Origin of the sequence: Rhodoferax ferrireducens (assembly GCF_049302455.1) — a bacterium.
GTDB lineage: Bacteria > Pseudomonadota > Gammaproteobacteria > Burkholderiales > Burkholderiaceae_C > Rhodoferax > Rhodoferax ferrireducens_B.
In genome coordinates, this window is record NZ_JBAQMD010000014.1 from 1 (window position 1) to 12,471 (window position 12,471).

Consider the following 12,471-nt stretch of genomic DNA (forward strand, 5'->3'; position numbering starts at 1 on the left):
AGCAGTTGCCTCTGACAGACCGTTGGAAGACGTTCCTGGACTACGTGGTGGCGAAAATAACCCGCCCTTTGCCGCCGTGGCACCGAACGGATCAACTCACGATGGCAGGGTAACTGCCGGATTTAGGTTCATCTCGAATCGGGCCGAGTACACGCCGCCCGTCATTTACTCCAATGCGCAGCGCGCCAAGCTGGTGTTCATGGTGGAAGCGCGGCCCAGCGCCGCCGATGGCGCCCGACTCAAGCCCGGTCAGCCGGTTGATGTGTTGCCGGTGGCCGGGGCGACGCCGTGACCCTGGCGGTTGACGTCACCGGCCTGACCAAGCGCTATGGCGGGCGCGCCGTGGTGGACAACTTGTCGATCCAGCTGGAAACCGGGCGCATCTGCGGCTTTCTCGGGCCCAACGGCAGTGGCAAAACCACCACCCTTCGCATGCTGTGCGGGCTGCTGACCCCCGACAGCGGCTCCGGCACCTGCCTGGGGCTGGACCTCATCCGGGAAGCCGTGCAGATCAAGCGCCAGGTCGGCTACATGACGCAGCGCTTTGGCCTGTATGAAGACCTGACCATCCGCGAAAACCTGGACTTTGTGGCCCGCCTGTTCGAACTGCCGCAGCGCAAGCGGGCGGTGGACCTGACGCTGGAGCGGCTGGGCTTGACCGAGCGCCAACGCCAGCTGGCCGGCGCCCTGTCCGGCGGCTGGAAGCAACGCCTGGCCCTCGCCGCCTGCCTGCTGCACGAGCCGCGCCTCTTGCTGCTCGATGAGCCCACCGCCGGGGTCGACCCGAAAGCGCGGCGCGACTTCTGGGATGAAATCCACCGGCTGGCCGCGCTTGGCATCACGGTGCTGGTCTCGACCCACTACATGGATGAAGCCGCCCGCTGCCACGAGCTGATGTACATCGCCAACGGCCAGGTACTGACGCGCGGCACCCAGGCCGACATCATCGGGCGGGCGGGCCTGGCCGTGTGGTCCGTCGCCGGCGAGCATCTGGGGGCCCTGGTGGCGCCGATCAAGGCTTTGCCCGGCGTGCTGAGTGTGTCGGCGTTTGGCAATACCCTGCATGTGGCGGGCGTTGACCCGGCGCTGCTTGAAGCATCCCTCGCACCGTACCGGACACGTGCTGACTTGGAACTGACCCCGGCGCAGGTGGATCTGGAGGATGTCTTCATCAACCTCATGGACACAGGCACGGCGGCCGATGTGGAGGCGCTGGCATGAGCGCCTCATTCTCCTTCGCGCGCGTGGCGGCCATCATCGTCAAGGAATTCCAGCAGATGCTGCGCGAGCGCCTCACCTTTGCCATGGCCATCGGGGTGCCGGTGATGCAACTGATCCTGTTTGGCTACGCCATCAACAACGACCCCAAGGGCTTGCCCACGGCGCTGGTGGCCTACGACAACGGGCCGCTGGCGCGCAGCCTGGTGGCGTCGATCCAGAACACCGGTTACTTCCACATCGTGGCCCAGCCCGCTACCGAGGTCCAGGCGGAGCGCCTGCTGGAGACCGGCGAGGTCCAGTTCGTGCTGGCGATTCCGACCGATTTCTCCAGGCGCGTGGTGCGCGGCGAAAAACCCGCCGTGCTGGTGGCGGTGGATGCCACCGACCCGTCCGCCGCCAGCAACGCCATCGCGGCGCTGGGGCAAATCACCCCGCTGGCGCTGGCGCACGATCTCCAAGGTGCACTGGCCGGGCTGCAGCCGCGCGAGCCGCCGTTTGAGCTGCGCATTCACCGCCGCTACAACCCCGAAGGCCTGACCCGTTACAACATCGTGCCGGGACTGATCGGCACCATTCTGACCATGACCATGGTGATGCTGACCTCGCTGGCCATGACGCGCGAGCGTGAACGCGGCACCATGGAAAACCTGCTGGCCACGCCGGTGCGCCCGTTCGAGGTGATGGTGGGGAAGATCACGCCCTACATCATCATTGGCTATGTGCAGCTCAGTGTCATCATTCTGGCCGCCATTTTGTTGTTTGGGGTGCCGATCCTGGGCAGTCTGACGCTGCTGATGTTTGTCATCGGTTTGTTCATGCTGGCGAATCTGGGCGTGGGTTTTACCTTCTCGACCCTGGCGACCAACCAGTTGCAGGCGATGCAGATGACGTTTTTCTTCTTTTTGCCCTCCATGCTGTTGTCGGGCTTCATGTTCCCGTTTCGCGGCATGCCAGGCTGGGCGCAGGGGCTGGGTGAAATGCTGCCGCTCACCCACCTCTTGCGTGCGGTGCGGGCCATCATGCTCAAAGGCGCCAGCCTCAGTGAGGTGGTGCCCAATCTCTGGCCCATGGCGCTGTTTTTGCTCGTCGTTGGCGCCATTGCCCTCAAACGTTATCGTCAGACGCTGGATTGAGGCAGCAAAAATCGCCGGACAATAGGGGCATGAAACCTCGGCGCCCGAAAGCACCATGGCCCCTGCGGCGTGATCAAGCGCCCCGGCCCGGATTTCAAGCCAAATCAGCCTCTAGCCCCCGTGTAGTCTGCGCAATCAGCTACTAATTTAATAGCGACAGATTTTGTCTATCCATCTCATTCTGCAAGAAGTCTTCGGCTACGGCGCGTTCCGTGGTCCCCAGCAAGCCATCATCGAGCACGTAGTGGCGGGCGGCGACGCCCTGGTGCTGATGCCCACCGGCGGCGGCAAATCGCTGTGTTACCAGATTCCGGCGATCGCGCGCGAGCAAGCCGGCCAGGGCATCACGGTCGTGATCTCGCCGCTGATCGCGCTGATGCACGACCAGGTCGGCGCGCTGCATGAGGCCGGTGTCAACGCCGAGTTTCTCAACTCCACCCTGTCGGGCGAGCAGGCGACGCAGGTGGAGCGGCGGCTGCTGCGCGGCGACATCACCCTGCTCTACGCGGCGCCCGAGCGCGTGACGACGCCGCGTTTTCTGGCGCAACTCGACTCCCTGCACGAGCGCGGCAAACTGAGCCTGTTTGCCATCGACGAGGCGCACTGCGTGAGCCAGTGGGGCCACGACTTCCGGCCCGAATACCGCGCTTTGACCGTGTTGCATGAGCGTTATGGCAGCGTGCCGCGCATCGCGCTGACGGCCACGGCCGACGCGCTGACCCGCGCCGACATCGTGGAGCGGCTTCAATTGCAGGACGCGCGCCTGTTCATCAGCAGCTTTGACCGCCCCAACATCAGTTACACCATCGTCGAAAAGGTTGATGCCACGCAGCAGTTGCTGCGCTTCATCAGCCAGGAGCACATGGGCGAGGCCGGCATCGTCTATTGCCAGTCGCGCAAACGGGTGGAAGACATTGCCAACGTGTTGTGCGATGAAGGCATCGCCGCGCTGCCCTACCACGCCGGACTGGACGCCAAGGTGCGCCAAGCGAACCAGGACCAGTTTTTGCGCAGCGAGGGCATTGTGATGGTGGCGACCATCGCCTTCGGCATGGGTATCGACAAGCCCGATGTGCGCTTTGTGGCGCATCTGGATATGCCCAAAAACATCGAGGGCTATTACCAGGAAACCGGCCGCGCCGGGCGCGATGGCCAGCCCGCCCAAGCCTGGATGTGCTACGGCCTGCAGGACGTGGTCAACCAGCGCCGCATGATTGACGAGAGCCCGGCCGGTGAAGAATTCAAACAGGGCCTGCGCGGCAAACTCGATGCGCTGCTGGGTCTGGCCGAGGCCACCGATTGCCGCCGTGTGCGGCTGCTGCACTACTTCGACGAAGAGAGCAAATCCTGCGGCAATTGCGACAACTGTTTGCATCCACCCGCCGTGTGGGACGGCACCGACGCGGCGCGCAAGCTGCTCAGCACCATTTACCGCGTGCAGCAGATGGGCGGCAGCTATGGCGCGGTGCACATCATGGATATTTTGCGTGGCAAAAGCACCGAGAAGGTAACGCAGCGCGGCCATGAAACCCTGAGTACGTTTGGCATTGGCGCGGACTTGAGCGAAGTGCAACTGCGCGGCGTGCTGCGCCAGCTGATTGCCATCGGCGCCGTGGCGGTCGATGCCCAGGCCTTCAATACCCTGCAACTCACCGATGCCTCGCGCGCCGTGCTCAGGGGCGAGGTGCCGGTGCAGTTGCGCGCCTCGGTATCGAGCCCGGCCGGGCGCAAGGCCAAACGCAGCAGCGCGGTCCACGCCGGCAGCGTCGGCAAAACGCCCATCGCGCTGGATGCAGCGGCGCAGACCCGCTACTCTGCCCTGAAAGCCTGGCGCGGCGAAGTGGCCAAAGAACACAACCTGCCGGCCTATGTGATTTTTCACGATGCCACGCTGGCGGCCATTGCCGAGCGCGCGCCGCTGTCGCTGGATGATCTGCAAGGCATCAGCGGCATAGGCGCGAAAAAGCTGGAAGCCTATGGTGAAGAGGTGCTGCGCGTGATGGTGAGCGTGTGAGCGACACAGGTGATCGAACCTGACGCCGATCACCTCTACAATTTGACCGCAAGCACGGCGCCAAGGTGTGCGTGATTGGCGGGCATGTGCCATGCAACCATTTCAACAGGGAAGGTTTGTGATGCCGATTCTCGCTAAGCCCATGCGCCCAGCCCTGCTTGGCATCGTCGTCTTCCTGCTCTCGGGCCTGGTGGCCGCCGGCCTGGTCTATCGCTCCGAGCAGAACCGCCGGCAGCTGGAGCAGTCCCGTGCGCTGGCCATGGCCGCCGACCATGCGCAGGCCCTGCAGCAAAATCTGCAGCAATCCCTGGGTCCGGCGCAATTCGAGCAGGTGGTTGCGCGCGGCTATGACTATGTGCTGTGGCGCATCGATCCGGCGAATCAGCAGCGCCAGATCATCACCCAGTCAGCCAAAGTCCCGCTTGACGCCGTTGATTTTGACTTGAAGGCTCCGAACGCCAAGTGGACCCTCAGTGTGGCGCCCACGACGGGCTGGGCAGACCCGCAGGGCCTGAGCGTGAAAGTCGCACTGGCGGCGCTGTTCAGCGTGCTGCTGGCCTACGGTGCGAAACAGGCGGGCGCAGCCAGGGTCCGCGCGAACGAACTTCAAGTCGACGTCAATACGCAGGCAGTAGAACTCGTGGCGCTCAACCAGCGGCTGCAGAGCACGCTCGACGCACTGCCCGATCTGCTCTTTGAAACGGATCTGGACGGTCGCTATCTGGCCTACCATTCGCCGCGCTCTGACCCGCTGGCCGCTGCGCCCGCCGAGCTGCTGGGCAAGACGCTGCATGAAGTGTTGCCGGTTGCGGTGGCGGATAGTTGCCTGGCTGCGGTGCATGAAGCCAGTGCAGTCGGCCACTCGCACGGCAAGCAGATCCAGCTAGCCCTGCCGGACGGTGCGCATTGGTTCGAGCTCTCCGCTTCACGCAAGCCCGGCCTGCCTGGTGATGCGCCGACTTTCATTGTGCTGTCGCGCGACATCACCGAGCGCAAGAACGCTGAAATCAAAATTGAGCGCCTGACCAGGCTTTACGCGGCCTTGAGCCAATGCAACCAGGCCATCGTCCGCTGCAGCGATGCAAGTGAATTGTTCCCGATCATTTGCCGGGATGCCGTTAATTTTGGCGGCATGAAAATGGCCTGGATCGGCATGCTCGATGAGGCTGACCAGCTGGTCAAACCGGTAGCCTCATTCGGCAGCGGTGTCGAGTACCTGGAGGGGATAGAAATTTCGGTTGATGCCGCTGCCGCGTCAGGCGTCGGCCCTACCGGCACCGCCGTACGTGAAAACCATCCCGTGTGGTGTCAGGATTTTCAGCGAGACCCCACCACCGAGGCCTGGCATGCGCGCGGCGAGCGCTTCGGGTGGGGAGCGTCAGCGGCCTTGCCGCTGCGCGCCGGCGACAAGGTGGCTGGCGCGCTCACGCTCTATGCCGGTGAAACGGGTGCGTTTGACGAAGCGGCACAAAACCTGTTGCTTGAAATGACGCTTGACATCAGCTTTGCGCTGGACCACTTTGCCGACGACCGTGAGCGCAAGTTAATGCAGGACGATTTACGCGACAGCGAGGAGCGCTATCGCAAAGCGTTTCAGACCAGCCCGGATGCGGTCAACATCACCCGGCGGGTGGATGGTCTCTACGTCGATGTGAACACGGGTTTTGAGCGCATCACCGGCTGGCAGCACGACGAGGTGGTGGGAAAGACCGCCACCGAACTCAATCTCTGGGGCAACCCGGCAGACCGGATGCGGCTGGTTGACGCATTGCAGTCCGAAGGTCGTTGCAACAATCTTGAGGCCACTTTCGTCAAGAAAAATGGCGACGTCCTTCACGGCTTGATGTCAGCGGAAAATGTTCGTTTCAAAGAAGTTGACTGCATCCTCTCCATCACGCGCGACATCACCGAGAAGAAGCTGGCAGAGGCGCAGATTCAACAGTTGGCCCATTTTGATCAGCTGACCGGCCTGCCCAACCGCAGCCAACTCCATGATCGCTTCCGGTACGCGCTCAGCCTGGCCCAGCGCCACGGCGACCAGTTGGCCATCATGTTCCTCGACCTGGACCACTTCAAGAATATCAACGACACCCTGGGGCATAGCGTTGGTGATCAACTGCTGGTGGACGTCTCGCGCCGACTCAAGGCCGCGCTGCGGGAAGAAGACAGCCTGTCACGGCTGGGTGGCGATGAATTTATTCTTTTGCTGCCGGGCACTGATGAAGCGGCTGCCAGTCAAGTCGCAGCGAAATTGCTTGCCGCCGTCGCGCAGCCGTGCCAGATTGAACAGAATGAATTGGTGAGCACGGTGTCGATTGGTATCGCCCTTTATCCCAATGACGGGCAGGATTTTGAAACCCTGTCAAAGAACGCCGATGCCGCCATGTACCGCGTCAAGCAGGCCTCGCGCAACGATTTCCGCTTTTTCACGCAGGAGATGCAGGCCCATTCTGCGCGCACCCTGCAATTGGTCAACGCCCTGCGCCATGCGCTGCCCCGGCATGAATTTGAGCTGCATTTTCAGCCGCAGATCGCCTTGCAGGATGGTCATATTGTGGGCGCCGAAGCGCTCTTACGCTGGCGCCATCCCGAACTGGGCATGATCTCGCCGGTGGAGTTCATCCCGATTGCCGAAGACAGTGGGCAGATCCTGGCGATTGGCGAGTGGGTGCTGCGCACCGCCGTCAGGCAATTGAAGCAGTGGCTGGATGCCGGGCTGCGGCCCATGGTGATGGCGGTCAACCTGTCAGCGGTGCAGTTTCGCCATCCGAACCTGATTGACCTGGTGACGCGCATTCTCGACGAGGCCGCGCTGCCCCCCGAGTTTCTGGAACTGGAGCTGACGGAGGCCGCCGCGATGGACGATCCGCCGGCCGCCATCGCGATCATGAACAAGCTCGACGAACACGGTATCCGCATGTCGATTGACGACTTTGGCACCGGCTACTCGAGCCTGAGCTACCTGAAAAAATTCAAGGTCGACAAGCTCAAGATCGATCAGTCTTTTGTACGCGACATCAGCGATGATCCGGATGACAAGGCGATCGTCACCGCAATCATCAATCTGGCCAGCAGTTTGGGCATGCACACCATTGCCGAGGGTGTGGAAACGGCCAGTCAACTGGCCTTTTTGCGCTTGCAGGGATGTGATGAGGTGCAGGGTTATTACTTCAGCAAGCCGTTACCTAAAGATCAATTCGAAGCTTTCGTGCGCAATAGCATGAGCTGACGGTTTCCGTATCTTTCCATTTTTCAATCATGACTGATTGACTTCCTGAGCTCAGTTGGGCAAGGCATCAAGGGCATGGGCACGAAGGCGCGGCCTCTCAATAGATCTCCGCCGCGATCGTGCGCACGTGTTGCAACAGCAGCTTGGCCCCGGGTGACAGCAATTGATCGCGCCGCATGATGACGCCAAAACTGTCCATCTTGCAGGGAAGCTCAATGGGCAGGATGGCCAGTTCGCTGCATCGGACGTAATAGCGGGCGACCTCCAGTGGCATCACATGCAGGAAATCGGTTTGCTGCAGCAGGCTGGTGATCACTGAAATGGCCGTGGCCTCCACCACATTGGCGGGCGTCTCCAGCTCAATGCGACGAAACATCATGTCGAACCGGTGGCGCAGAATGCTGCCGCGCGGCGACAGTATCCAGCTGGCAGCGGCCAGATCGTTCAAGCTGAGATCGCTGCGCGCCAGCAAGGGATGTCCAACACGCGCGACGGCGCACGCGGTTTCCTCCGACAAGTCCTCATACAACAAGTCCAGATCATCTTCCTGCTCCCGAATGCGCGCGATCAGGAAATCGAGTTGCCCGCGCTTCAGGCGTGCCACCAGCTCATTGCTGGTGCCGACCTCAACGCCGATACACAGGCGCGGGGCCTCCTGCTTGGTGCGCGCGATCGCCTGCGGTACCAGCGTCGTGGAGGGCGTGATGATCACGCCGATGTCAACCTGGCCTGACAGGCCGGCCTGCAGCGTGGCAATCGAATCCTGACCTTGTGACAGATTGGTGAGCGCCATGCGGACATGACGGATCATGGTTTCGCCATACAGCGTGGGCCGCACGCCGCGCGGCAGCCGGTCAAAAAACGGCACGCCAAAGAGTTCCTCAATGTCTTTGAGCATCTTCGACGCGGCGGGCTGGCTCATGTGGGTCTCTTTGGCCGCCTGATGAAGATTGCGCGCTTCGTCCAGCGCGAGCAACAGAAACATCTGGCGGGTTTTGAGCTTGGTCCGCGTCCGCCGCGCGGCGTCAGGGTCATGGTCATGGTCATTCATGGGTCTGGGGGTGTCAGTGGCGGGGATAGTCAGTGTTCATCCGGATTGTCGTTTGATTGATATAAAAAATAATATCTGTTTCGCATATTAATTCATTTGTTTTGTATTTCTACCGCACCTAAGATGGCATCGATTGCAACCCGAAAGATTGAAGGAGACTCGGATGTCCACCCCGCCCAAACGTGTATTGCGGTCCGCCGCCTGGTTCGGAGCAGCCGACAAAAACGGCTTCATGTACCGCAGCTGGATGAAGAACCAGGGCATTCCGGACCATGAATTTCAGGGCAAGCCAATCATCGGCATCTGCAACACCTGGTCGGAGTTGACCCCCTGCAACGCACACTTTCGCAAGATTGCCGAGCACGTGAAGCGTGGCATTTCCGAGGCGGGCGGCTTCCCGGTCGAGTTTCCGGTGTTCTCCAACGGTGAGTCCAACTTGCGCCCCACCGCCATGCTGACCCGCAACCTGGCCAGCATGGATGTGGAGGAGTCGATTCGCGGCAACCCGATGGACGCTGTGGTGCTGCTGGTCGGTTGCGACAAGACCACGCCGGCCTTGCTGATGGGCGCTGCGAGCTGCGACATCCCGACCATCGTCGTGACCGGCGGCCCGATGCTGAACGGCAAGCATGAAGGCCGTGACATCGGCTCCGGCACGGTGGTCTGGCAGCTGCACGAAGCCGTCAAGGCGGGGCAAATTACCTTGAACCAGTTCATGTCGGCCGAAGCCGGCATGTCGCGCTCGGCCGGCACCTGCAACACCATGGGCACGGCCTCCACCATGGCCTGCATGGCCGAGGCGCTGGGCACCTCGCTGCCGCACAACGCGGCCATTCCGGCAGTGGATGCGCGCCGCTACGTGCTGGCCCACATGTCGGGCATGCGTATTGTGGACATGGTGTGGGAGGACCTGAAGTTGTCCAAAATCCTGACGCGCGAAGCGTTTGAGAACGCCATTCGTGTCAATGCAGCCGTGGGTGGCTCCACCAACGCGGCCATTCACCTCAAGGCCATTGCCGCTCGCATCGGCGTGCCGCTGGCGCTGGACGACTGGACCACCGTGGGCAAGGGCACACCGACGCTGGTGGATCTGCAGCCGTCAGGCCGTTTCCTGATGGAAGATTTTTATTACGCTGGTGGCCTGCCTGGCGTGCTGCGCCGGATGGGCGAGGGCGGCCTGCTGCCGCACAAGGATGCGCTGACGGTCAACGGCAAGTCCATCTGGGAAAACGTGCTGGACGCCCCGATCCACAACCCGGAAGTGATCCGGCCGCTCGACAACCCGCTGGTCGCGGATGGCAGCATCTGCGTCCTGCGGGGTAATCTGGCGCCGCGCGGCGCCGTGCTCAAGCCGTCAGCGGCCACGCCCGCGCTGATGAAACACCGCGGCAAGGCGGTCGTCTTTGAGAATATTGACCACTACAAGGCCCGCATCGGCGACCCGGATCTGGAGATCGATGCCGACTCGGTGATGGTGCTCAAGAACTGCGGCCCCAAGGGTTACCCCGGCATGGCCGAAGTGGGCAACATGGGCCTGCCGCCCAAGCTGCTGGCACAAGGCATCACCGACATGGTGCGCATCTCGGATGCCCGCATGAGCGGCACGGCCTACGGCACCGTGGTGTTGCATGTGGCGCCGGAAGCGGCTGCCGGTGGGCCGCTGGCGATCGTGCGCGATGGCGACTGGATTGCACTCGACAGTTATGCGGGCAAGCTGGACCTGGAGATCAGTGATGCCGAGATCGCGCAGCGCCAGGCTGAACTGCAGGCCAAGCCCGCAGCGCCGGCCAAGGGCGGCTACCAGCAGTTGTACATAGACCGGGTGCTGCAGGCCGACGAGGGCTGCGATTTTGATTTTCTGGTCGGTTGTCGTGGCGCCGAGGTGCCCAGACATTCCCATTGAGCAAAGGGAACTTCCATCAAGACATCGTTCCCGCGCAGGCGGGAATCCAGTGCGTTCCATGCGATTGATTTGAAAGACCGGTGATGAGCAAAAAAATCAAATGTGCGTTGATCGGTCCGGGCAATATCGGCACCGATCTGCTCTACAAGCTGAGGCGCAGCCCGGTGCTCGATCCGGTCTGGATGGTCGGTGTTGACCCGACTTCCGAGGGCTTGAAGCGCGCCCACGAGCTGGGGTTGAAAACCACTGAACAGGGTGTTGACGGCTTGCTGGCGCATGTGCTGGCGGATGGTGTGCAGATCGCCTTCGATGCGACCTCGGCCTACGTCCATGCCGAGAACTCGCGCAAGCTGACTGAATTGGGCGTCCTGGTGATCGACCTGACGCCGGCGGCCATCGGCCCGTTCTGCGTGCCGCCGGTCAATCTGCTGGCACTTGTGGGCCAGCGCGTCATGAACGTCAACATGGTGACCTGCGGTGGCCAGGCGACGATTCCCATGATCGCCGCCATCTCCCGGGTACAGCCGGTCCAGTACGGCGAGATTGTCGCCACGATTTCCTCCAAATCGGCAGGCCCGGGCACGCGCAAGAACATCGACGAATTTACCCGCACCACCTCCCGCGCCATCGAGCAGGTGGGCGGCGCTGCCAGGGGCAAGGCGATCATCATCATCAACCCGGCCGAGCCGCCGCTGGTGATGCGCGACACCGTGCATTGCCTGACCGAGACCGAACCTGATCGGGCGAAGATCACCGCGTCGATTCACGCCATGATCAGGGAAGTGCAGAAGTACGTGCCCGGCTACAAACTGGTCAATGGCCCGGTGTTTGACGACAAACGTGTGTCGGTGTTTCTGGAAGTGGAAGGCCTGGGCGACTTCCTGCCCAAGTACTCCGGCAACCTCGACATCATGACCGCCGCCGCCCGCACCGCCGAGATGTTTGCCGAGGAGATTCTCGCTGGCAGGATCAATCTTCAACCCATGGCCACGGTCGCCTGAGCCAGGAGCACCCCATGACTGTCCAAGGTAAAAGAATCACCGTCCACGACATGACCCTGCGCGACGGCATGCACCCCAAGCGCCACCAGATGACGCTGGAGCAGATGAAGAGCATTGCCTGCGGCCTGGACGCCGCTGGCGTGCCGCTGATCGAAGTCACCCACGGCGACGGCCTGGGCGGCTCCTCCGTCAACTACGGCTTTCCGGCGCACACCGACGAGGAATACCTGGGCGCGGTGATTCCGCTGATGAAGCAGGCCAAGGTCAGCGCGCTGCTGATCCCCGGCATCGGCACCGTCGAGCACCTCTTGATGGCCAAAGACCTGGGCGTGGCCACCATCCGTGTCGCCACGCATTGCACCGAGGCCGACGTGAGCGAGCAGCACATCACCAAGGCCCGTGCTTTGGGCATGGACACCGTGGGTTTCCTGATGATGGCGCACATGGCCAGCCCGGAAAAGCTGGTCAGCCAGGCACTCTTGATGCAAGGCTACGGCGCCAACTGCATCTACGTCACCGACTCGGCCGGCTACATGCTGCCCGACGACGTGAAAGCGCGCCTGAGTGCCGTGCGCGCCGCGCTCAAACCCGAGACCGAGTTGGGCTTTCACGGCCATCACAACCTGGCCATGGGCGTCGCCAACTCGATCGCCGCGATCGAGGCCGGGGCCACCCGCATCGATGCCGCCGCCGCTGGCCTGGGTGCCGGCGCCGGCAACACGCCGATGGAGGTGTTCATCGCCGTATGCGCCCGCATGGGGATTGAAACCGGGGTCGATGTGTTCAAGATCCAGGACGTGGCCGAAGACCTGGTGGTGCCGATCATGGACCATGTCATCCGCATCGACCGCGACTCGCTCACGCTGGGCTATGCCGGGGTCTATTCCAGCTTCCTGCTGTTTGCCAAACGCGCCAGTGC

At 62.3% G+C, this 12,471-nt stretch carries 8 protein-coding genes and 1 pseudogene; 8 read left to right on the plus strand and 1 reads right to left on the minus strand.

Features of this window, described 5'->3' with window-relative positions; translation table 11 throughout:
- From WA157_RS01690 to WA157_RS01710, 5 genes and pseudogenes are all read left to right on the plus strand, one after another.
- Positions 1-292 (plus strand): annotated as a pseudogene (locus WA157_RS01690) (hypothetical protein); the annotation flags it as partial.
- Positions 289-1,221: an ABC transporter ATP-binding protein gene (locus tag WA157_RS01695; RefSeq protein ID WP_422619305.1), complete on the plus strand. Its 933-nt coding sequence runs from the start codon at positions 289-291 to the stop codon at positions 1,219-1,221. The pseudogene WA157_RS01690 and the gene WA157_RS01695, both read left to right, overlap by 4 nt.
- The gene (locus tag WA157_RS01700; protein WP_422619306.1) at positions 1,218-2,354 is read left to right on the plus strand and encodes an ABC transporter permease; all 1,137 of its coding nucleotides are present in this window, start codon (positions 1,218-1,220) and stop codon (positions 2,352-2,354) included. The genes WA157_RS01695 and WA157_RS01700 overlap by 4 nt, the downstream gene beginning before the upstream one ends.
- A 160-nt stretch (positions 2,355-2,514) precedes the next feature.
- Positions 2,515-4,368, plus strand: coding sequence for a DNA helicase RecQ (recQ, locus tag WA157_RS01705; RefSeq protein WP_422619312.1), 1,854 nt, complete (start codon positions 2,515-2,517; stop codon positions 4,366-4,368).
- A 121-nt stretch (positions 4,369-4,489) separates the two neighbouring features.
- Positions 4,490-7,597, plus strand: a complete 3,108-nt coding sequence (locus WA157_RS01710) for an EAL domain-containing protein (protein WP_422619307.1) — start codon at positions 4,490-4,492, stop codon at positions 7,595-7,597.
- Between the two features lie 97 nt (positions 7,598-7,694).
- Here WA157_RS01710 and WA157_RS01715 read toward each other — a convergent pair whose 3' ends face one another.
- A complete protein-coding gene (locus WA157_RS01715; RefSeq protein WP_422619308.1) occupies positions 7,695-8,648 on the minus strand; it encodes a LysR family transcriptional regulator in 954 nt (317 codons plus the stop codon).
- 163 nt (positions 8,649-8,811) lie between these two features.
- On the opposite strand from WA157_RS01715, the gene WA157_RS01720 reads away from it, so the two are divergent.
- From WA157_RS01720 to dmpG, 3 genes are all read left to right on the plus strand, one after another.
- Positions 8,812-10,551 (plus strand): IlvD/Edd family dehydratase, encoded by a 1,740-nt coding sequence (locus WA157_RS01720; RefSeq protein WP_422619309.1) that lies wholly within the window; start codon positions 8,812-8,814, stop codon positions 10,549-10,551.
- A gap of 83 nt (positions 10,552-10,634) precedes the next feature.
- Positions 10,635-11,552: an acetaldehyde dehydrogenase (acetylating) gene (locus WA157_RS01725; RefSeq protein WP_422619310.1), complete on the plus strand. Its 918-nt coding sequence runs from the start codon at positions 10,635-10,637 to the stop codon at positions 11,550-11,552.
- 14 nt (positions 11,553-11,566) lie between these two features.
- A partial coding sequence (gene dmpG, locus WA157_RS01730; RefSeq protein WP_422619311.1) for a 4-hydroxy-2-oxovalerate aldolase occupies positions 11,567-12,471 on the plus strand: 905 nt, incomplete at its 3' end.